Source organism: Pseudoalteromonas rubra, assembly GCF_005887115.1.
Taxonomy (GTDB): Bacteria; Pseudomonadota; Gammaproteobacteria; order Enterobacterales; family Alteromonadaceae; genus Pseudoalteromonas; species Pseudoalteromonas rubra_F.
On record NZ_PNCJ01000004.1, the window covers coordinates 1 to 21,520 of the forward strand.

The following is a 21,520-nucleotide window of genomic DNA, read 5'->3' on the forward strand; positions in this document are numbered from 1 at the left end:
CATTTAAAGCGCGTTTTGATTTGGGGAAATCAATAGCTTGAGCATACAAGCTAAAACTGAAAGTTGTTGTAACTAACCCCGTGATTAGTAATGTTTTATACATGTTATTTATTCTTTAATATAATTCTATTCTTCATTTAAGGTTTTATACTTTATATTTTCTAGCTGTTTTAAAATTTGCTTTTTAAATTGCACTTCTGTTTATCCTGAATTAACGCTCTCTCGCCCCTTCATCTAAGTGCTGAATAATGGGCGACAGTAAAAATTCTATGATGCGGCGATTGCCGGTTTTAATTTCAACGTTAACGCTCATGCCTGCACTTAAGGGGACCTCCCTGTTTTCCACATTAATGTGCTGATTGTGCAATCGCACTTTAATCGGAAAATACAAACCGAGTTGGTCGTCTTTAACTGCATCGGTCGATACTTCAATCACTTCACCCGAGATAGAGCCATATCGGGTAAAGGGAAAGCTGTCTATCTTTACTACAGCGTCTTGTCCCACAAAGGTAAAACCAATGTCCTTATTTAATAGCTGTGCATTCACAATAAGCTCATCATCGTCAGGTACTACGGTTAATAATTGCTGCGCCGGGGTGACAACCTCTCCTATGGTCGATAGTTGCAATGCCTCAACTACGCCGCTTACAGGCGCTAACAATTGATTTTTTTCCGTTAGGTACTGTTGCTTTTCAAGCTCTTGTTGCAGCGTTAATATTTCTTCGTTGATTTGACTAATTTCTGAGTGAAGCAATTTTTGAAGCTCTGTTGAGTGGGTTCTTTGCTCCTGAGCGTTTGTTTTAATGGCATGGTTAATTGAACTCACATTGGTTAGTTCAATTAGGCGTTGCTCTTGTTGCTGTACGGCTTGCTGCTTAAGCTCTAAGTATGTGGATCGAGCAACAAGTTTTTGGTCTTGTAACGATTCAAGCGAGTCAACACGCTCGATGAGCAAAGGCAAAATTTTATCTAACTGCACAAGCTTGGCTTTTGCGCCAGCAAGCTGCGCTTCTAACTCTGAGAGTTTTGCTTCATACACGGCTTGTTCATTCTGATATTGTATAAACTCGGCCTTTAATAGTTGTTTATGCTCCGCTGTTAACGCTGAACTCGCATCATCTAATGTTGGCGGGTTTTGTATTAACTGTAGGAGCTGTAACCGTCTTAACCGCTGCTGCTCAAAATTAGTCAGCGATTGCAGGGTTTGCCTATAATTTGACTCAGCCAGTACAGGCTCTAACGACACGAGTAGCTGGCCTTTAGTTACTTTGTCGCCATCCTTAACATGTATTTCCTGAACTGAGCCCGTTTCGAGTGGTTGGATAACCTTGACTTTTTGAAGCGGTATTAACTGACCTTGTGCCTTTGCCACAATATCAATTCGCCCAATTATGGCCCAAATGATTGCTAGACTAAAAAAGGTAACGAGTACCCAAAGTACGCCGCGCACCAGTTTAGGCGGCGGAGCAGTTTGCGCTTCTAATACTGGGGGTAAGAACTCAATGAGCTTGGTATTTACAATTAATTTGCTCATGATACGTTCGCTCTTTTGGGCGTTTTTGATTGCGCGACCGTGTTATCTTGCAGGCTTGCTAAATGTGCATAAATACCTTCTAATTTTAGTAAGTGTTTATGCGCACCCTGTTCAACGATACGGCCGTTGTCTAGTACCAAGATACGATCAGCGTCTCTAACGGCCGACAAGCGATGCGCCACTATAAAAACGGTTCTGCCTTTGGCTATCTTTTGCATATTTTGTTGAATAATGCGTTCAGACTCATAATCAAGAGCACTGGTGGCTTCATCAAAAATGAGTATTGCAGGGTTTGACAACAGTGCCCTTGCGATAGCTAAACGCTGACGCTGTCCGCCTGATAAGGCTGAGCCTTGCTCACCAACTTGGGTATCGTAGGCTTCAGGTAGTTTTAAAATAAACTCTTCAGCCCCCGCTAATTGCGCAGCTTCAATCACTCTTTCAAGTGAAGCGGAAGGATCCGAAAGAGCGATATTTTCACGAATCGTGCCGCTAAATAAAAAATTCTCCTGTAGCACAACACCGACTCTAGGCCTTAACCAAGCAGGATTGATCAAATTGATATCAACGCCATCGATGTAAATTCGCCCCGAGTTTGGTAAATATAGTCTTTGTACTAGTTTAGTTAGGGAGCTTTTTCCAGATCCAGAACGTCCTACTAACCCAATTACCTCTCCAGCAGAGACCTTTAGATTGATATCATTTAATACATTGGCTCGCTCCGGCGAGTAGCTAAAACAAGTATGTTCAAAAATGACTTCCCCCCGTAATTTGGGCAGTTCTAACTTGCTATTTGTGCCGGATTCGGTCGGTGTGTTAAGCACATCACCTAAACGTTCAATAGAAATTTTTGCCTGTTGAAAGTCTTGCCATACACTGGCAAATCGCATAATAGGTGCGGCAATTCTCTGTGCCAGAATGTTAAAGGCAATGAACTGGCCAATGGTTAAAGTTCCCTCGGTTACGGCCAGTGAGCCAAAATATAAAATTAATAAGCCGACAGTTTTAGTGATAAAATTTGAAGTTTGGCTATATAAGTTGTTCAATTGAAATGCTTTAAAAGACACATTTGTATACTGTGCTAATTTTTCATCCCACTTGTTACCCATTGTATGCTCTACGGCCATCGACTTAATAGTCTCAACCCCATGCACTGACTCTACTAAATATGAGTGGTTTTCCGCGCTGTGCTTAAATTTTTTCTCTAATGTGCTACGAATAGAGGGGCCTAGCAAGTATGCAATTACAAAGTAGAAGGGGAGGCTAGCAACAACAATCCATGTAAGGTCGCTGGAGTAATAAAACATCACCGCAAAAAACACGAATGTAAAAAGCAGGTCTAAAATCAGGGTGAGTGAAGTACCTGTCATAAACTCTCGAATACTATCGAGCTCTTTTATCCTGGCTACGGTATCGCCCACTCTCCGCGATTTAAAGTAGGCTAATGGCAGCTTTAACATATGCTGATAAATTTCACTGCCGAGCCCGACATCTATTCTATTGGTTGTATGGCTAAACAAGAAGGCTCGGATGGCTGAAAGCAGCACTTCAAATAATATGACACAGAAAAAACCTGTAGCTAATACATTTAATGTTGTAAGGCCGTTATGTACCATGACTTTGTCAATGGCTACTTGAAAGAATATTGGTGAAGCTAAGCCAAAAAGCTGTATAAAAAATGATGCAACTAATACCTCAATAAAAAGTTTCTTATACTTTTTAACTGCCGGAACAAACCATTTGATACCAAACTTTGCTTTTTCAGAAAGCGCTTGCTTTCTAGGTGATAAAAATAGAAAACTGTGAGTAAAAGATTGCTCAAAATCATGAAAGCTTATTACTTCGGGTGCATTGCTTATAGACAAGTCATGTATCAAAACCCCTTTGTCATTAATCTTTGCGATGATCGAAAAACGACCATCTTTTTTTTGGGCAATAGCAGGCAAACTGTGTTCATTAATATTATCGATGTCGATTGAAATGAATTTTGCTTTAAACCCCGTTGACTTTGCTGCACGCAGAAGCTGAGTCTCTGTTAAAGCAAGCTCAGTCATTTTTTGATGGTTATATTTGGTGTATAGCTCGTCGGTATTAACATTGATTTGGTGGAATTTGCCCAATAGGGCAATGCATTGTAGGCCAGATAAGAATATATCTTGCTCGTTATTGTTCACAACTACCTCATGTGACTTTTACTGTGTAAATAAATTTATAGTGGTTATGTTTATAAGAAGAGGTGAGCAAAAAAACTACGCACAATCGATGGTTTGTTATTTTTTTGTTCTTTTTAAGAAACAAGCTGATTAAATATTTTCAGCGAATCACTCTAACGATAAGTCTCTATAAATAATACAATAGTACCAAATGTGAAAACAGTACTTTTTTATTAAAATGCGTATAGGTATGGTGGTAAAGCTCTTTATAATCCAGATTTCAGATGTTCAGTGCGTATTCATGGGAGAGTATAAAGAGCCAACCCTACTACTCGTAGTCATCCTTAATCCATTGAGCATAGAGTGAGCACTTTGCGCCCAGCTTGATGAAGTGGGATAACCAGTGCTATTTTGCCATCGACAATCGTGCCAGCTTTACCTTTGAAAACTATGTTGAGTGCTTGTACTTGTTATGTTCACGAACTCAGGGGCGGTATGATGATGAAGAATCGTGTGGTAGGCCGTTGTCTGTTCTAAATTCTGTTCTGGTGGGGTCTGGTTGCAAAGCACATCCTCTTTTCGAGTTTCTTATGAGCCAACACAAACCTGATCCTTTTCACCCGTCACCCCTCTGCTCGAGACGGGATCTTGCTGAAGGTCACGCCGTTGATGGTGCTTTGTCTGGCATAACATGCGTCTGTAAATAGATACCGGCTCAAGGCCGGCATGATGGGGAGGAGTTTGTGCCGAGTCGTAAGAGGAGATTTGGCTTTAAAAACAGGCCTGTCTATTTGCATCATTGGCAAACTTTTGAGTGTAAATGTTGGCTCATGTCATACAGAACAACACGTATTTCCTGACCAGAATCATGAAGGCATTTACCGCCCAATGTTAAGCAAAAAAGTCCATGTTAATAGTATTGAAATGGGCTGTTTTATCATCAGTTAGAATAACCATTGCTCAGTGTTCATTGTGCTCTCGTAACCATTCATCACTTTTCCATAAGCGATTTTATCTAATAATTATAATAACTTGCAGGCTATCAGAGCACAGCAACAAAATGGGTGGCCGGATATGGAACAGCAATTTAAAGATCGCAGAGCAGAACTTTTAGTACAAAAAATGCGCCGTACCGAGCGCTTTATGAATCATCAAGGGCTTGAAAAGACAGCGGTATCATTTGGTGATGAGCAGCTTGAATTTATTGAGCATGCTATGGTCGACGGGCTCAATGAAGACACCATACGTACTATCGACTTCCACCGTCGTTGTCTGGCTGCGGGCATAGACAATGGTCGTCACTACTGGTGCTTTAAGCAGGACGAGCAATTGATTGGCATGTCAGGCTATCACTATCGGTTGTGGGATCCAAAAAGCATTGTCTGGGGTGGCTGGTTTGTTGCTGATCAAAATGTATCTCCTCTGGTAAAAATGGCGATGTTGCTTGATACGCTAAAAGTATTGCTGGAAGAGACCAACTACGAAGAATTATACATCGAAGTTTTTGCCGACACTGAGCAGTCAAATATTCTCAATATCTATCATTCTTTACAGTTCACGTCGCTTGGACGTTTTGAGAGTTTCTACGGGCCGAAACAGGATATGGTGGTGATGAAACTGGAGCTGGCTGAGGTCAGGGCGCTGTGGTTAAACACCACTCGTCCACTTGAGCGAGTGCAGTAGCATGCTGCTTCTGTATGTTGAATCTGGAGCCGGTTCGCGAGCGCTGGCACTGGCGCTGGCGAACAGCTTTCGTCAGCAAGGTGAACAGGTCGAGCTGATGTCAGTATCTGAGCTGTTGCCACGGTGGTTATCCGACATACTATTTGGCCAATACTATGAGTGGTGTATGTCGGGCAAGCAACATCACAGTAAGTTGTATGCCAGTCGCTGGTTTTACCCGTTTCTCTATCGGTTGTTACCCATATGGTTGGCGTTCAAGGGCAATAATAAGCTTAACGAAGCCAAAGCGGTGCTCCGTCGTCACAGTAAAGTGTTGGCATGTAGTTACTATGGCGCTTTTTTCGCCCGCTACTTTGCCAGACTGGCTGGACACCAGGTTGAGATCAGTGGCGTGCTGGGTGATTATCAAATTTCCAACGGCTGGCGTACCCCTTTAACACGCCTGTTTATTTCTCACCAGTATGACCATCCGGTACTGGACTGGCATCGCGCCAGAGGGACCCGCATTTTACCTCTGGGTATCCCCACTGAGGGCACGCAGAATGTCACAACTTCACCTGAAACCTCTGTCCAGACATGTGGCGCGAGACTCTGTGTTTTGTTATGTGGCGGTGGCTGGGGGTTGGGTATTTCTGCCTCTACCGTTGCGCTGCTACTGGCACAAGCGCAGTTTGGCAAAGTGACCGTTATTTGTGGCCAGAATGTGGCGCTGTATGAGCAGCTGAAAACACGTTTTGGCAATGACATTACTCAGCAGCGATTAGAACTGACAGGGTTTGTGTCTGACATGCAGTCATTTTATGCGCAAGCCGACATCATCATCACAAAAGCAGGTGGTCTGACGCTGACAGAGGCGGCGCTGACTAATACCTGTTTGATTATTCATGGCGCTTTGCCCGGGCAGGAACAACACAACCGTGCGGTATTTGTGGCGCAGGGCGCAGCGTTGAACGCCGAGTGTGAGCAGGAGTTGAGTGAGTTGCTCAGTCGCTTACAGGCATCCGCCGAGCTGCGCAGGCAGACGGCCATGCAGGCTGCCTCTTTGGTTAATGCCAATGCATCACAACAGATTTGTCACCATTTACTCGCAAGTAGCAGATAAGATTGTAGGAGTCGATTATGTGGACTAAAAAAGCCACGCAACTAGCGGTCAGCGAATTACCGCAAGCACACCAAAACTTTATGGCCAGAAATCCGGGCTTTACCGCTCACCACCAGGCCAGTACCGACCGTGTGGCTAATGCCCTCAGACGCTATGCCGCAAGCGGAAAAGTGGAAGCAGACAATATCTGTAAGCTGGTAATTAAAATGACCAGTAGCTGTAATCTGCGCTGTGAACAGTGTTTTCAGTGGCGTGAAACCGGTTTTCACCATGGTCTGGATCCCACCGCCATTCCCTATGAACAGAGTGGACACCTGTTTGACTTTGTAGAGCGCCAGCGCTGCGACATTATCTTAACTGGTGGTGAGCCTACCTTACACCCAGACTTTCCGAAGTTTCTCAGCCGTCTGGCTGAAGCCGGGTGTTTTATCTACATCTGTACCAACGGTCTGATGATTAAACGCCATTTTGAAGTACTGAGTAAGTATCACGACCAGCTGGCTTTTTTGATCTCTATCGACGGCCCAAAGGACATTCATGACTCGATCCGGGGAAAAGGCACTTATAACAAAACAATGGCGGGTATTGAGCTGTTGGCTGAGGGCAAAAAGGAAGGTAAACAATGGCTGATTGGGGTGGAAAACACCATGATGGCCAAGAATCTGGACAGGGCGACTGAGTTACTGAACGAATGCGAGCAAGCCGGTGTTGATTGGATGATTTACAACCACCTGTGGGTGGTGGACATGATGGCGCGCAGTGAATATCACCGTTTTTGTGAGGACTATGACACTGTACCAAATTCGTATACCGGATTCGATATGGGGGATTTTCGGCCGGACTATATCGAGCAGGTAATCGAGACCATAGACACATTACGTGCTTATCCTGCGCAGATCCCGGTGTTATTCGGGCCAGACTACGATGCTGACGAAATTCGCCAGTACTATCGCGGCAAGATGCCAGCACGACCTCACTACCTCAAAATGGGCGTCAAACTGGACGTCGACATTGGCGGTAAGCTGGTAATGACCAAGCAGTTCCCGGATCTGATTTTTGGTAATGTGCTCGACACCCCCATTGAGGAGCTAATTGCTTCCGAACCTTATCAACGAGCGGCCAAAACAATGCGTCAGCAGAGCCTTAAAGTGCTTAATGCCTGCCCCGATGCGCATAACTTTTTGCTCTAGAGGTGCCTATGTTGTCAGTGATCTTGCCTGCCCACAATGAAGCCGAAGTGCTCGCAATCAGTTTACCAGCATTGGTCGCTCACTTGCCTGAAAACGCAGAACTGATAGTGGTTTGTGATCGTTGCTCTGACGCAACCGCAGAGATAGCTCGCAGATATACAGAGCAGGTTTTTTCCATTACCGCCGGCAGTGCTGCGGCGGCCCGTAATTACGGAGCAGCGCAGGCAAAAGGCGAGATATTTTTGTTTCTTGATGCCGATACGGTATGCAGTGAAAACGTGCCTGAACTGGTAGGGCAGCTCGCTCTGGGCACAGGCAATTCAGTGTATGGAACCGCGCCACTGCAAAGTGACAGTGGTCACTGGCTAGGTCGTTTTATTGCGGCCGACATTAACCGTTTTAATCGTCGACATCAAAGCATGGGTGGTAATTGTTTTGTCGCAGCAGGCTTATTCAGGGCTGTGGATGGCTTCAATACGCAATTATTGCGTGGCGAGGACACTGATCTGGGTGTGCGCTGCCAGCGCCAGGGGGGACGGTATGTGTGGCTAAAAGGTGGCCATTTTGTCCACAACGAGCGCAAGTTTCGCACCCACGGCTACGTCAGATATTACTGCTCTTTGGTGCTCGGTGGCTTGCTTTGGCAACTTTCTGAGCGGCTTTATGCCCGCAGTCTGGGAGGCCAGGCATGATAGACAAGTGCAAAGCCTTGTGGCAGGTACTGTCATTCAAACTGGTGCTGTTAAGCAGCCTGAGTGCTTGCAGCACCATCTTTATACTGCATACATTTACCATGGCACTACAACTGGATAGCACGAATTCAGCCAACCTGATGCAAGGTGCGCTGTGGTTTGTTGTGGCTTTTTGCGCTTTTGTTGTTGTTCAACTTACCTTTCAGCGCAGCGTGATCCGGCTAACCGAAACCACCATCAAAGAGGTTCGGCTGGATATTCTGGATGCAGTACGTCGTGCCCGGCTGCAAATGGTTGAACAATTTGGCCAGGAGCGGATTTTGTCTGCGATTGCATACGATGCCAATACGCTCAGCCAGCTGAATCAATTTGTAGCGCTGAGTGTGGGCCACTTGTTTACTGTGCTAGCAGCACTGGTTTATATGTTTGTCATTGCGCCTGTGGGAGCACTTCTGGCGCTGGGGTTGATGGCCGTTGCGGTCATTGTTTATTGTCTGCGCTTTGCTGGTATCCATCAGGGGTATGAACGCGCACGCGAAGCCGAAGACAGCTTTTTCACACACCTGCACGATTTGCTGATGGGGATACTGGAAGTCAAACAAAATGCCACGCGCAACGACAGCCTCTACCAAGAGTACCTGAGTCGTGATGCGAACAAGGTTCAGCATAATAAAATCATGGCCGAGTGCCGTTTTGCGCACAATCAACTGATGCTGATGGCCGCGCTATACCTGCTCGCCGCTGTGGCGGTGTTTGTTGCTCCTTTATGGTTTGCTTTATCGCCTCAGCAAAGCATCAGTTTTGTGATCATCACTCTGTTTATCGTGAGTCCATTTCACAGCAGCATGGAGTTGTTTCGGGTGCTTAGCCAGCTTCAGGTCTCGCAAGACAAGCTGGCTGAAATTAAACAACTGGCCAGTGACGCGAGCGAAGACAATGCGGCGTTTAATCAGGCATCGTTTTCACATCAGCTGACACTGCAAAAGCTAACCTTTGAGTATCAGCAAGGGTTCGCTGTGGGGCCAATTAATCTGACCGTGAATCGAGGTGATATCGTGTTTATTTCCGGCGGAAATGGTTCGGGGAAAACCACTTTCATGCGTCTGCTGAGTGGCTTGTACACACCAAAAAGCGGACAAGTCTGGCTCGACAACGTTGCGCTGGATAAGGAACAGTTACTGGCCTATCGGCAGCTCTTTGCAGGTATTTCCGCAGACAGTGTGGTATTTGCAAATCGCTATGGTCAGCCTATGGGCGAAGAAACGATTAATCAGTGGCTGGAAAGGCTCGAGTTGAGTGACAAAGTTCAGTTTCGGGCGGGTCGATTCACCAATACTCGTTTGTCTACGGGTCAGTTGAAGCGCCTGGCCATGGTGCAGGCTTTGATGGAAGAGCGGCCGATTCTGGTGCTGGATGAGTTTGCAGCCAACATCGACCCGCAAAGCAGACAGGTATTTTACCGGCAATGGCTACCGACGCTCAAAGCCATGGGCAAAACACTGTTCGTGATCACGCATGATGAGGCTTACTTTGAGTGTTGCGACTGTCATTACCTGATGCGGGACGGCCAGCTTCATCCCTATCCGGCACAGGCACTGTCATTGGTTAAATCGCACTAAGGAGTGTTATGAAAGATTATCAGTTAACCTGGCTGGAACAGCGGGTACATACCGAAACGACGGCGGTATTGGTGCCATTTTACAATGAAGCGGGCGATAAAACGCACTTTGCCGAGCGTCTCGCATACTTTGATGCGCTGGCAGCGCGCCATCCTGAACTCGATATCATCCTGATTGATGATGGCTCAACCGACCAGCCTTTTTCGGCCAATACTGAACAGCTGACACATCTTAGTCTTAGCCGGGTGACGCCAAATGGCCAAAAGATTGGGGCACTTTACACCCTGATCAAAGCTTTGCCGCATAAGTACATTATTTTCACCGACTTTGATACAGAGCTTCAGGGTTTGGATAATCTGCCTGAAGTACATCGTAAACTGGCAGCAGAACCCACCTCTATGGGATGCTATTTCAGCATGCGCCCCACGGCGGGCAACACACCCGCGGTGCAGTTTCAGATGCTGGAATATGCTCTGGAACGAGCCAGCTATCAGTTCAGTAAAAATGAAGGCAGCGTACCTATCATGCCGGGGGCTGGGTGCCTGTATAAGCGACCTGTCATTGCAGATTTACTATCCCGCCATAGCGGGCTGCGCAGCGGTGAAGACAGAGAAACCTGTTTACTGGGCCTGGAACTGGGTTATACCGTATTTTATGCGCCTGAAATAGAGGCATTGACGCACCCCCCGCAAACCTTTAGTGCGCTGCTGCAACAACGCCGTCGCTGGTCGCAGGGGTTTGTTGAAGTGGCTCTGCATAAGGCCGAGTTTTATCGAGCCCAGATGGCTGACAAAACCATTCTGGGCCTGCGCCATCGGATTGACATGATCTCTGTCAGTATCTTTCTTTTGATGCCTTTGATTTTGCTGAGTGCATTTTTGTTCAGCACGGCGGTTGGTGTAGCTCTGGTAGCAGCCTGGACAGCACTGGGATTTGTCGAAACCTTTTGGCTGTACAGTAAGGCGAGCAGTGAGTTTCGTACTATCCCTTACCATAAGCTCAAGCTGTGCCTGATCCCATTTGCGCGTGTGATGCTGGAAGTACCGACCTGGTGGCGGGTGATAGGGCGCGTTTGTTTAAACAAATTACAAGGTAAAGGAGCCTGTGCATGAGTAATCCCTTATCGGTCCAGGCAGGTAACCCTTATATTGCGGGTAATTATAGTCGGATACACAGTCTGGGCATGGACTGTCGACCCAGACACCTGACCCGTCAACTGGATTTGGGGTGTCGGCGTGGCCCATTCGATTGGATAGGCGGGCGCTCTGTTGCCGATCTCGACAGAGCATTGCAAACGCGTTGCAAAGAAGTGCTGTTACTGGAAAACTTAACGCCCTATGAGCCCGACTGCAAAGAATATCGCAAGTATGCCGACCCCTCGGCTGGATATTTATCGGCCCACGATTTTGCGCTGGAAAACCACGATTTGGCTCGGGAGTATCCGATCTTTCGCGAGAAATTTGATGGGATCTGCGCGCGCTTTTTTACTGAGCTTGCCAGCCTCGACAGTGTATTGTTTTTCCTGAGTGTAGCCATGGAGGAGCATGCCGACTGGCAATTCGAAACGCCCGACGAAATCCTGGCTAACACACTGGCTTTAAAAGCAACGCTTGAGCAGGTGTGTCCAAACGCAAAAGTGGGCCTGCTGGTGGCAACGTTTCACGATGAGCTTTCTGAACACAGCCGTCCCGGATTGGCATTTACCCGCAAGTACACTTTTGACAATGATGAACCCTGGATGGAAGGGCGTGAACTCCAGCACTGGAGTGATATGTTAGTGGGTGTCAACGGATTTTCCGGACTCAGCGCTGTCAAGGAGTCGGCATGAACCTTGTCACAGTGGCTGATACGGTCGCCCGGATCCTCAAACAACCAGCTCAGGTACAGGCTTTAGTTGGCGATGACTGGACATTGACCTATGGTGAGTTGCGAGAACGGGTTGCCTGCTGCCTTGCTCAGCTGAAGAGATTTGACGTTCAGCCGAATGAGTGTGTCGCCATCTATGGGGATGATCCGCGACTAAGTGCGGCAGGCGTGTTGAGTGCGCTACTGATGGGATGTCCTTTTGTGTGCCTGGATACCCGTTTCCCGGTGGCTCGCAAGCAGCATATGCTGGCACGTAGTCAGGTGCGGGTCGTGCTTTACAGCCAGAATGACCCTCAATTGGGTGTCGCTGGCTGCAAAATTGCCCTGTCTTGTAATCAGGCATCTGCTGTGCACTACGTGGATATACTCTCTGCTGACAATGTCGATAACGAAAAACGGCATGTTGCTTATCATGTGTACACTTCCGGCAGTACTGGTCTGCCCAAAGGTATCAGCATTTCTCGCTACAGTCTGGCTCAGCAGATCCAGGCTGCACGACAACAGTATCAATTAACCCCAGATGACCGTGCGTTGTGTATTTTATCCAGCTCGACCGATGCTTATTTGCAGCAGCTGCTGATGTTTCTCTCAGCCGGCGCTTGTGTATACTTTACACAGCGTACAGTCCTTGATCCGGCAGAGTTTGCGGCTGTGTGTATCTCGTACAAAATCACCCATATTGATGTACCACCCAGCCTGCTGGCAACCTTTCTGGCGGATCCGCGTGCTCAAGACTGGCTTTCGGACATGACGCTTAGCACGGCAATTCTTGGTGGTGAGGAGTTCAGCCACAATATAGTGCGCCACTGGGAGCGGCTAAACTTGTTCGAACGAGTCGCGCTTTATAATGAGTATGGTCCGTCCGAAGCCACAGTGACATCATGTTTACACCGCGTTACACGCCAGGACCTGCAACGGCAAAGGGTGCCCATTGGTCGTCCGTCGGCAGGCAGTATCTTACTGATCGTTGATGCTCAGAACCGGCCAGCCAAAGAAGGGGAGTTACTGATTGGGGGTGAGGGCCTGGCTTTAGAGTACCTGGCTGAGCCACAAAAAACGGCCGATAAGTTTATAACGATGCAGCGGTTAGGCTGTGCGCAGCGCTTCTATCGCAGTGGCGATTTGGTCAAGCGGGACGAACAAGGGCTTATCACTTATCTGGGTCGCCAAGACAATCAAGTTAACTTACTGGGACACCGGATAGAGCTTGAAGGTATCGAAGCGGTACTGGATCAATACCCCGGTGTACAGAGTTCAGCGGTACTGGCTATGGGTAGTGAACTGATAGCCTTTGTTGCCGGAGCGCTGCATGACACACACACGCCTAAGCTACGCAAGGCGTTGCGCCACTCTTTGCCTGACTACATGTTGCCTGCACAGTTCTACTATTACTCTCAGCTGCCAACCACGACGATTGGTAAAATTGATAAGCAGGCATTACAGCGGACCGCGCAGCAGCGGTTTGTGCAATCTAACAAGGTAGCCTCTGCGTCTGAACTCATTGCGCACAGTTTGAATATACCACTTGCCAAGCTTGCCATGTATAAAGGGTATAAGGAGCAGGGGGGCGATTCACTCAAGGCACTGGCATTGCAGCTGCGTGCCAAACAGCATGGCTGGCGCTTATCTTTGTCTCAATTGCTAAATGATACGCCACTGTCTCAGTTGGAACACAATGGCAATGCAAGCAAGCTACACTTCTCATCTGAGCTGCTTAATTACGCTTTGCCGAATAAACTGGCCATGATCCATGTTGAGCAGGTCGCCCGCTGGCAAGTGTGCTCTGTATTGTTTACCCGCCAGCAGATCAGTAGTGACAAGGTGCATCAAGTTGCGCGGATCTTACTGCGTAAGTATCCCACGCTGAGGTTGCGCTTTAATGTGAAAGAGATGACACAGGCCATCAGTAAAGGGGCTTTACACCTGACCAGTGAGCTTGACGTGACCAGTTTTGATGACTTTAAACGACAAGCCTGCGACGCTTTTAAGTCCCGTCTCGCGGAATCGTCTTTGCAGGAACAGTTAGTGACCATTGCCAGCTATCGCAGTCGCTACGGCCAGGTTGTGGCTGTGGGAGTGAGTCATCTGCTGGTCGACGATATCAGCCTTCAGGTGCTCAGTAATGATCTCGACAGCCTGTTGCACGCGCCGCGACAGTTTGACCGGCAACGAGACTGGGCATTGTTGCATTGGCAACAGCAGTGGCATTGCGCAGTAATGGCAGGCCGGTTTGATGAAGATCTTGTTTACTGGCGTCGCGCGCTCAGTGGCAGAGGAGTTTTTTGTCAGGAAGCAGAGCGCAAACTCACGCAGTTGGACACGCTACAATCAGTCAGTAGCCAGACTGTGCTGGGGGATCCGGAACAGATCGCTGCCCTGACGTCACGGCTTGCTCAGCAGGGTCAGTCTCTGCAGACTGTTCTTTGTGCGGCGCTGGCTCATAGTTACCGAGCGTGCACAGCAGAAAGGTCTATGGTGGTGGCGCTGGAAAACAACGGCAGACAACCTTTAAATGATCTGGAGCACGGAATCACCGTTGAAGTAGGTCAGGCTGTTGGCTGGTTTGCTCAAAGCGCCCCTTTGTTGCTACATGGCCGTGAATCTGTTGAAGCGCAATTCGACATAACCTGCGCGGACTTACTTGCACCTCCCGTGGGCGGGCACAGTTATGGCTGGTTGAGTTTATTCAGCGAGGACCCGTCTTTTAAAGCACTTGTTCAAACTCAGGCACCAAGAATTTCGCTGGCTTTTGCCAGTCATATTGAACTGCCTGAGCAGCAATTGTTTGCTCAGCCAAGGCTTGGCTTGAGTGCAACCGATTGGCTCAAAGACGAAGACGTTTTTTCCTTTGGGCAACTCTATTACTGGTTGCAGATCCGATTTGTACGTGAGCAAGAAGGCGGTTTGATGGTAGAATTAAAAAGTGATGCCGGTATTGTAAGCCAGCGTTGGCTTGACGTGCTATCAGCGCATTTGGTTAAGGCTTTTAAGCAATTAAGCTATGGAGTAACCCCGAGCTGAACGCTTTGATTTATTGCGTAAAATTAGGGTCATCGGTTAAAGAGCATGTTATGGTCTAAGCTGGTAAGTGTTGTGTGAGGGGGACTATGCGCTTTTTTCGTCATTGTATGAGCTTTTTGCTGGTCAGTGTAGTGGGCCTGGCGCCAAATATAGCCATTGCACAATCCTGTGATCAAGCAGTCACTGTCAGTGCCAGCGACAACTGGCCGCCATACTCATATCGAGTGGATGAGCAGTATCGGGGTCTGGATATTGAGATCCTGGAGCTGGTTCTGAAACATGCCAATTTATGTTGGCGCTATGTGACTTTTCCCTCGTCAAGCAGAGCTTTTGAGGAGTTTAAAAAAGGCAAAGTCGATGTGATTTTTGCAGCCAGCTTCACCCAGGAGCGACGCAAGTTTTCAGAATTCAGTGTGCCGTACCGGGATGAAGTCATGCAATTGTTTCGCCACGCGGATAACCCCCTGAGCCCGCAACATGCATTTGCGCCAACCCTGCATTTTTTGACCAAGTCGCTTGTGGCTGTGAATCGTGGCAGTGTTTACGGCGAAGCATTTTCCCGCGTTGCTCAGCAGTGTCCGGATTGTGTGGTTGACATCAACTTAGCGACAGAGCGCTTTGATTTACTGGTGCGAAAGCGCGTTGATTACGCGGTGGAAGATTTGTTCACCGGCATTTACCTGATCAACCGGGAACCCTATAAAGCACACGTCAGGGCAAGTCGTTTAACTGTACATAAAAACCCCGCACATTACATGATCCGGCCGGGCTTGTTTAGCGAGAAACGGTTACAGCAGTTCAATCTGGCCATCGAACGTAATCGGGCTGCCATTGATGAACTGATTGACCTGCATTTTCAGCGTTTGTTATCCGGCTCTGCTCAAGCTAAGCCATAAATGTTTTGTGTGCAGGTCTGCGCATAAGATATTCATACTCGTCTTCATCATAGGTCTCAAAACCTAATGAAAGGTACAAACGACGCGCCGGATTGTGTTTGAGCACTGTCAGGATAAAGGGATTATTGGGGTATTGCTTAAATAAGTACTCGAGTGTGCTTCGGCCAAGTCCTTGTTTCTGAAACTCAGGTGCAATTTGTAGCTGCATAATGTCCACCTGTTCATTTACCAGTCTAAATTTGAGTGTTCCTACTACCACCTTATCAATGAGCAGCAAGTGGGAGCAGGCATAGTCTTCTTCCAGCCGACACAGGTGTGCCTCTTCGCAGAGGAAAATGCCTGCCTGCTCAAGGTGTTCTACCATGGTTTGCAGGCGAAGCTGTAACAGAAAAGGTTTGTCGGCATTACTGGCTTGTCTTAGTTCTATTTCCATATTCCCTCACCATTGTCTGGTCTGTCGCTCAGATCTTGTTTGCACCTCGCCGGCCGCACCTCGCCTGGCCACATCTTGCCATGGTGTACCACAAAATGGGCGAGTTGATAGTGCTATTGCTTATCTAATCCCAATGTTTTTCGGGTTGCAAGGGTAAATTGTTTAAAGAAACAAAACTTTAATGAACCTGAAAATCAGGCGTTGAGGCACTCATAACAATTGGTCTGCAGCGCAATATGCAGCTCATCAGCGACTATATTTTGTGCTTTGTAGTTGAATGTCTGGGTGTAAAACCGTACCATAATTGCAAATGATAACGATTAGTATAAATATGAGTTTTATTGCAATTATTCCTTTGTGGCTGTCCGCACTGAGTTTATATCTCGGCAGCGAACGGCAAACCCTCATTTCCAGAGCATGGCCCAAGCCATTGGCTGGGTTTAGTGCACTCTCTTTGTTTATGCTCGGGATTGTGACATTTAGCTTTGATTACCCCTGGGTATCGTCAATGCTGGCGGCTTTGGTGGTGTTTATGCTGAGTTTATTTACGGTCACCATCAGTTCGGGTTACTCGAAAGTACGCACCTTCTCGATAACCGCGGCGCTGTGTCTGGTGAGTTTACTTTTCGGAGGGGCGAGTTATGTGGCCTAGAACATTAATCGGTTTGTTTATCGGTTTATTCTTGTCAGTCTCTTTGGTACTGAACTTAAACTTGTTACTTCCCTTTGCTGAAGGGACCAGGCTGCTGATTGGTTTGATCCTGGCATTTCCCATTTGGGCGGGCTGTATTGTATGGGCATATGCCTATCCAACTGCGTGGAAATCTTTTAAGGCGCTCATGCTTATGTTCGTACCCTCCGTCATACTTAATACAACTCTGATGATGCTAAGGTAGGCAATGACGATGAATAATCAGACGTTAAAATCACTCACGAATGCACACGCCTGGGTTGGGCTGATCATTTCCACGGTTCTGTTTGTGATCTTTTTTGCAGGCGCAATCTCGTTGTTTAAGGCCAATATCACCAGCTGGGAACGCACCCCTTTGTTGATCGATGCCAAGGCAGCAACAGGCACGCCAGCGTTCGACAAAGCACTGGCAACCATCGAAGAGCAATACCAAGTGGAAATGCATGGCGGCTTTTTCATCTTTCCCCCGGACGAGCATAACCCTTATATCGAAATTGGCTTTGAAAGCGAGTTAGCGCAGCCGGATCCAGAGACTGGCGAAGATCATGAACACCACACGTTGTTGTTTGACGCAACAACGGGAGAGCTGGTCGGGGACAGTCATGAATATAACTACGCCGAGTTCGTCTATTTGCTTCATTACAACCTGGGGCTGGACCGTCCTGGTCTGTATTTCGTGGGCTTAGTGACTTTGTTTTTCTTTGTCGCGATACTCAGTGGTATTGTGATCCATTGGCGCAAGTTGTTTAGTAAGTTCTTTCAGTACCGAAAAGACGGCAAAAAAGACAAGTGGCTGGATGCACACAACCTTATTGGCACTATGGGTTTGCCAATGCACATTATGTACGCTTTTACTGGTCTGGTATTCAACCTGGTGATTATCTATCAGATCTCTTATGCCGTGATTTTGTATCAGGGCAATCAGGATGCTTTACTTGATGCCGCTGGATTCGACCAGCCTCACCTGGAAGAAGTGGATAAGCGTATGGCCATGACAGGCGTAGACGAGATGTACCGGCGCGCGATGGCCACTATGGGCGATGTAACACTAGAGCGTATTAGCATAGAGCACTATGGTGATGAGAGCGCCATTCTGGTATTTGCTGCAACCAGTAATGATGACTTTTCTCTTTGGCGCGAAGTACGTTATCTGATGAGTAGTCAGGAGCAAATTTACCTGACGATGGACAATTATGACAATGCTGTACGTGGCGGTTTATCTACCATTGCGAGTTTGCATTTTGGTGATTTTGCCGGCTATGGCATGCGTATGGCCTTTTTCTTGTTTGGTCTTGCAACTGCGTATTTGATTATCACCGGCAATTTAATGTGGATCGATAAACGTGCTAAGCAGCGCAAGCAAAGTGCGCGCAGCCTTAACTTTGTCAGACGCCTGACATCGGGTGGTTTCATCGGGATTGTTTTGGCGACGGCTGTCGGCTTTGTTTTGGCAAGAGTCCTGCCGATAGAGCAGTTTGGCAGGGCGGATTTAATTGAACGCAGCTTTTACGCTGTGTGGATCGCCTGCATCGTCATTGCTCAATTATTTGCCAATCAAAAGTTGTTCTGTAAGGGCCTGCTTGGTGTATGTGCTGCATTGTTTGCATTAGTCGCAGTTGCCGACTGGACCTTGCTGTATGGTGTTTCCAGTCAGCTCGAAGGGAGTGTATTACGCGACGTCTTGTTGGTTGATGCTATCTTACTGTTGTTGTCTGCAATCTGTGTAGGGGCAATGAAGCGGGTATATGCAAGCGAAAAACAGATGGCACCCACAGACGTGGAGCCCATCGCCTCCCAGGCATAACTGATAAAGAAAAGGCGCTGTAACAGCGCCTTTTTTGTCAGGTAATAGGCTTGTGTTCGTTAACTCTTATCCTCTACAAACATAGGTGACTCTTCACAATCCATAGTTGGGCAATTATCCGGGCCTATTGGGTTTTTCCTGCGCTCGCTTTCTAAATGGATTTCCAACGTGTTAGAAAACTTAACCTTGATAGACGCTGAGTGTCGACGATTGATTAGCGAGTTACCAGCAACGGAAATTCGTACAGACTGACCGCTGATAATATGCCGTATGGCATCTTTTGCCTTCACACCCAGGTCTTCACCACCGTAGACAAATTCACCGCTAGGGATCGCTTGGTCTAGTGAGAAAATGGTGCGAGAACCCGTGAGCTTATCGTTATTTATGGCTTGGTTTATCGACTTGGCGATCTCTGATTCAACATAACGATTAATCAGGGTAGACAAGACCGGTATACTGATCCCCAGAAAACGGGTTTCAAAGTCAATATTTAGGTCGACTGGGTTGACCCGGATGTTGCTTACGACACCATTGCTTGGATTGTAGTCGGCAGTTGCCCAGATCTCTGGTGAGTTGATCCTTCCATATGCCTTAAAAATGAACGAGGGTGTTCTTTTGAGTGTAATCTTTGCTTTGGATTTAATACCAACCCCACCCACTTTCGCTAAGATCCGGCCATTTGATTCCTTAAGCTCAAAATTCATCGCCCCTATCAGGCTGGTATTTACATAGTCGAGATCAAAGCTGCCATTTAGATTAGAGTCGACGCTTTGATAAACTTTTTGCTTAATTGCTTCTGATAGTTCTTTGCGCCGTAAGGACGTTTTAGCCAGTATTCTTTTGATTTTTTTGTCTCTATCCAGAATACACTTTTTAAAGCCCTTATAAGAGACAGATGCACTCACCCGGGTAACGTAGTCGTTACTGTTATATTGTTCAAACAGCTCATTAAAGTCACATTCACCTGTCTCATTGAATGCCGCAGAAGCTGTCCCTGGTGCAAAACCCCAGGTTAATATTGCAGCCAATGTCAGGACCTTAACTTTTGATATAAGACTCATTTTTATTTCCTTTTGTATTCAATTTGGGTATCAATGTATTGCCTTTTGTTTTTTATGTCAATTTAATGTCAATAAAATGTTTTTGTTTTGGTGTTTGCTTGTTCCACTGGTGCCAGAAAGCTTATCGTCGATGCGATAGCAACAGATCCCTCAATTGTTGAGGGGTCGATAGTCATAACAGGTCTTATAAAGTGTTTAGTGATCATCGAGAATCTCGTATAGAAAACGCTATTATGATCAATGCCAGTAGCAATGAGTCTCGTTGGTTGTTCGGCTCAGTAAGTAAAGTCAGGCGGTTTTTATGAGCTTATCAGTGAGGACTCTAATGAGGATAAGCAGCCGGATTATGAGGAAGAGCTCATTGTTGCTTTGAGTCGTTCGGGTGGCTCCGGCTATCCGGAAATCATCCAAGGCTATATTGAAATATATTACTCAGGGCGTGAACAATGCGGGCAATTTGCTGCTGGTATTTTCAAGGCGGGAACAGGTGTTTAGTGCACTGACTGCCCTGAGTACTTTTAAGCTACTCGATACACGCGCCTCACCTAAAGTGGGTTATCAGGTTAGTACGCATTGGGGGTATGGAAACGAGGCACTTATGACAGTGCCTCTGATTACTGGTTTAGTCTCTATATTTAGAGGCAACTAACCGGGCAGGTATCGGGGCCCAGCGGGTTCTTTCTGCGTTGACTGTCTAATTGTATTTCCAATGTGTCAGAGAGCTTAACGTTTAAAGAAGCTGAATGCGTGGTGTAGCCCAGTGAATTACCAGAGACTGAAATACGGACTGACTGCCCACTGATGATGTGTCGAATGGCATCTTTTGCCTTTACACCCAAATCTTCACCACCATAGAAAAACTCACCACTCGGGATCGCTTTATCCAGAGAGAAAATAGTACGAGAGCCAGTCAGTTTATCACTGTTAATGGCACCATAAACCATGCTTGATAGCTTGGATTCGACAAAGTTGTCTATCAGGTTTGATAAGCCAGGAATGCTGATCCCCAAAAAGCGGGTTTCAAAGTCAATATTTAGGTTTACCGGGTTAACTCTGATGTTACTAACTTCGCCACTATAAGGGTTGTAGTCTGCTGTTGCCCAGATTTCAGGAGAATTGATTCTGCCATACGCTTTGAAAATAAAGGATGGGGTGTTTTTTAATGTAATTTTTGCTGTAGAGCTGATACCGATGCCACCTGCCTTAGCCAAAATACGGCCGCCAGACTCACGTAACTCAAATACCATAGGTCCATTGAGGTTGGTGTTTACGTAGTCTAGGTCAAAGCTGCCATTGAGGTTAGAGTCGATGCTCTGATATACCTTCTGGCGGATATCAGCTTCGAGTTCTTGTCTGCGATAAGAGGTTTTTGCCAGCACTGATTTTACGTGGTTGTTCCTGTCCAGTGCGCAGCCTTGGTAGCTTTTATAAGAAACAGATGCAGTTACCCGGGTCACATAATCGTCCCGATGGTGTTGCTCAAATAAATTGTAGAAATTACACTCACCAATATTGTTGTTGATTGCGGCGGATGCCATGCCAGGCACAAAACTAGTGCTTAGAACCGCTGCAAGTGTCAGTGCTTTTACTTTTTTTATCATTTTTCATTTCCTTTGCGTTTAATTTTCATTAACAATCTATCTGTTTTATTTGTATTTCGTCAAAGGAATAAATATTAATTTTTAATTAAATGGGCTGTAACCCATCTTTTTTCTAAGGTAAAAGTGGCCTGGCAAAGTGGTTTTGGCGAGTAGTTACGGTTGAGTACAGATCCT

At 46.8% G+C, this 21,520-nt stretch carries 17 protein-coding genes; 12 read left to right on the top strand and 5 right to left on the bottom strand.

All coding sequences use genetic code 11. The features are described from left to right. Positions 1–211: 211 nt before the first annotated feature. Both CWB98_RS00660 and CWB98_RS00665 read right to left on the bottom strand, forming a co-directional pair. On the bottom strand, positions 212–1,534 hold the full coding sequence (locus CWB98_RS00660; protein WP_138543065.1) for an HlyD family type I secretion periplasmic adaptor subunit: 1,323 nt from the start codon (positions 1,532–1,534) through the stop codon (positions 212–214). Then, on the bottom strand, positions 1,531–3,708 hold the full coding sequence (locus tag CWB98_RS00665; RefSeq protein WP_138543066.1) for a type I secretion system permease/ATPase: 2,178 nt from the start codon (positions 3,706–3,708) through the stop codon (positions 1,531–1,533). Before CWB98_RS00665 ends, CWB98_RS00660 begins: the two co-directional genes overlap by 4 nt. Positions 3,709–4,761: 1,053 nt before the next feature. On the opposite strand from CWB98_RS00665, the gene CWB98_RS00670 reads away from it, so the two are divergent. From CWB98_RS00670 to CWB98_RS00710, 9 genes are all read left to right on the top strand, one after another. Then, a complete protein-coding gene (locus tag CWB98_RS00670) occupies positions 4,762–5,370 on the top strand; it encodes a hypothetical protein (RefSeq protein WP_138543067.1) in 609 nt (202 codons plus the stop codon). 1 nt (position 5,371) lies between these two features. Then, positions 5,372–6,472 (top strand): glycosyltransferase, encoded by a 1,101-nt coding sequence (locus CWB98_RS00675; protein WP_138543068.1) that lies wholly within the window; start codon positions 5,372–5,374, stop codon positions 6,470–6,472. A gap of 17 nt (positions 6,473–6,489) precedes the next feature. After that, positions 6,490–7,662: a radical SAM protein gene (locus CWB98_RS00680; RefSeq protein ID WP_138543069.1), complete on the top strand. Its 1,173-nt coding sequence runs from the start codon at positions 6,490–6,492 to the stop codon at positions 7,660–7,662. Between the two features lie 8 nt (positions 7,663–7,670). Then, positions 7,671–8,354 carry a glycosyltransferase gene (locus tag CWB98_RS00685; RefSeq protein WP_138543070.1) on the top strand — a complete coding sequence of 228 codons (684 nt, stop codon included), beginning with the start codon at positions 7,671–7,673 and terminating at the stop codon, positions 8,352–8,354. Beyond that, complete coding sequence (locus tag CWB98_RS00690; RefSeq protein WP_138543071.1) at positions 8,351–9,973, top strand: ATP-binding cassette domain-containing protein; 1,623 nt, start codon at positions 8,351–8,353, stop codon at positions 9,971–9,973. Before CWB98_RS00685 ends, CWB98_RS00690 begins: the two co-directional genes overlap by 4 nt. A gap of 8 nt (positions 9,974–9,981) precedes the next feature. Then, a complete protein-coding gene (locus CWB98_RS00695) occupies positions 9,982–11,085 on the top strand; it encodes a glycosyltransferase (RefSeq protein WP_138543072.1) in 1,104 nt (367 codons plus the stop codon). Further along, on the top strand, positions 11,082–11,801 hold the full coding sequence (locus CWB98_RS00700) for a DUF1796 family putative cysteine peptidase (RefSeq protein ID WP_138543073.1): 720 nt from the start codon (positions 11,082–11,084) through the stop codon (positions 11,799–11,801). Before CWB98_RS00695 ends, CWB98_RS00700 begins: the two co-directional genes overlap by 4 nt. Then, complete coding sequence (locus tag CWB98_RS00705) at positions 11,798–14,860, top strand: amino acid adenylation domain-containing protein (RefSeq protein WP_138543074.1); 3,063 nt, start codon at positions 11,798–11,800, stop codon at positions 14,858–14,860. Before CWB98_RS00700 ends, CWB98_RS00705 begins: the two co-directional genes overlap by 4 nt. Positions 14,861–14,946: 86 nt before the next feature. Continuing rightward, positions 14,947–15,756, top strand: coding sequence for a substrate-binding periplasmic protein (locus CWB98_RS00710; RefSeq protein WP_138543075.1), 810 nt, complete (start codon positions 14,947–14,949; stop codon positions 15,754–15,756). Here CWB98_RS00710 and CWB98_RS00715 read toward each other — a convergent pair. Then, positions 15,746–16,189 (bottom strand): GNAT family N-acetyltransferase, encoded by a 444-nt coding sequence (locus tag CWB98_RS00715; protein WP_138543076.1) that lies wholly within the window; start codon positions 16,187–16,189, stop codon positions 15,746–15,748. The genes CWB98_RS00710 and CWB98_RS00715 overlap by 11 nt on opposite strands. 331 nt (positions 16,190–16,520) lie before the next feature. On the opposite strand from CWB98_RS00715, the gene CWB98_RS00720 reads away from it, so the two are divergent. Beyond that, complete coding sequence (locus CWB98_RS00720) at positions 16,521–16,841, top strand: hypothetical protein (RefSeq protein ID WP_138543077.1); 321 nt, start codon at positions 16,521–16,523, stop codon at positions 16,839–16,841. Positions 16,842–17,088: 247 nt separating this feature from the next. Then, entirely contained in the window at positions 17,089–18,684 is a 1,596-nt protein-coding gene (locus tag CWB98_RS00730) for a PepSY-associated TM helix domain-containing protein (RefSeq protein ID WP_249364564.1), read from the top strand. A 59-nt stretch (positions 18,685–18,743) separates the two neighbouring features. Here the strand turns inward: CWB98_RS00730 and CWB98_RS00735 are convergent, their stop codons facing one another. Next, on the bottom strand, positions 18,744–19,745 hold the full coding sequence (locus CWB98_RS00735) for a hypothetical protein (protein WP_138543079.1): 1,002 nt from the start codon (positions 19,743–19,745) through the stop codon (positions 18,744–18,746). A gap of 418 nt (positions 19,746–20,163) precedes the next feature. Here CWB98_RS00735 and CWB98_RS00740 point away from each other — a divergent pair, with 418 nt between their 5' ends. Further along, a complete protein-coding gene (locus CWB98_RS00740; protein WP_138543080.1) occupies positions 20,164–20,394 on the top strand; it encodes a hypothetical protein in 231 nt (76 codons plus the stop codon). Here CWB98_RS00740 and CWB98_RS00745 read toward each other — a convergent pair. Continuing rightward, positions 20,381–21,346: a hypothetical protein gene (locus CWB98_RS00745; RefSeq protein ID WP_138543081.1), complete on the bottom strand. Its 966-nt coding sequence runs from the start codon at positions 21,344–21,346 to the stop codon at positions 20,381–20,383. The two genes, CWB98_RS00740 and CWB98_RS00745, sit on opposite strands and share 14 nt — an antisense overlap. Positions 21,347–21,520: the final 174 nt, after the last annotated feature.

Coding starts and splice junctions, on each gene's coding strand:
- CWB98_RS00660 (WP_138543065.1), bottom strand. CDS start 1,534: ATGAGCAAATTAATTGTAAATACCAAGCTCATTGAGTTCTTACCCCCA.
- CWB98_RS00670 (WP_138543067.1), top strand. CDS start 4,762: ATGGAACAGCAATTTAAAGATCGCAGAGCAGAACTTTTAGTACAAAAA.
- CWB98_RS00675 (WP_138543068.1), top strand. CDS start 5,372: ATGCTGCTTCTGTATGTTGAATCTGGAGCCGGTTCGCGAGCGCTGGCA.
- CWB98_RS00680 (WP_138543069.1), top strand. CDS start 6,490: ATGTGGACTAAAAAAGCCACGCAACTAGCGGTCAGCGAATTACCGCAA.
- CWB98_RS00685 (WP_138543070.1), top strand. CDS start 7,671: ATGTTGTCAGTGATCTTGCCTGCCCACAATGAAGCCGAAGTGCTCGCA.
- CWB98_RS00690 (WP_138543071.1), top strand. CDS start 8,351: ATGATAGACAAGTGCAAAGCCTTGTGGCAGGTACTGTCATTCAAACTG.
- CWB98_RS00695 (WP_138543072.1), top strand. CDS start 9,982: ATGAAAGATTATCAGTTAACCTGGCTGGAACAGCGGGTACATACCGAA.
- CWB98_RS00700 (WP_138543073.1), top strand. CDS start 11,082: ATGAGTAATCCCTTATCGGTCCAGGCAGGTAACCCTTATATTGCGGGT.
- CWB98_RS00705 (WP_138543074.1), top strand. CDS start 11,798: ATGAACCTTGTCACAGTGGCTGATACGGTCGCCCGGATCCTCAAACAA.
- CWB98_RS00710 (WP_138543075.1), top strand. CDS start 14,947: ATGCGCTTTTTTCGTCATTGTATGAGCTTTTTGCTGGTCAGTGTAGTG.
- CWB98_RS00715 (WP_138543076.1), bottom strand. CDS start 16,189: ATGGAAATAGAACTAAGACAAGCCAGTAATGCCGACAAACCTTTTCTG.
- CWB98_RS00720 (WP_138543077.1), top strand. CDS start 16,521: ATGAGTTTTATTGCAATTATTCCTTTGTGGCTGTCCGCACTGAGTTTA.
- CWB98_RS00730 (WP_249364564.1), top strand. CDS start 17,089: ATGACGATGAATAATCAGACGTTAAAATCACTCACGAATGCACACGCC.
- CWB98_RS00735 (WP_138543079.1), bottom strand. CDS start 19,745: ATGAGTCTTATATCAAAAGTTAAGGTCCTGACATTGGCTGCAATATTA.
- CWB98_RS00745 (WP_138543081.1), bottom strand. CDS start 21,346: ATGATAAAAAAAGTAAAAGCACTGACACTTGCAGCGGTTCTAAGCACT.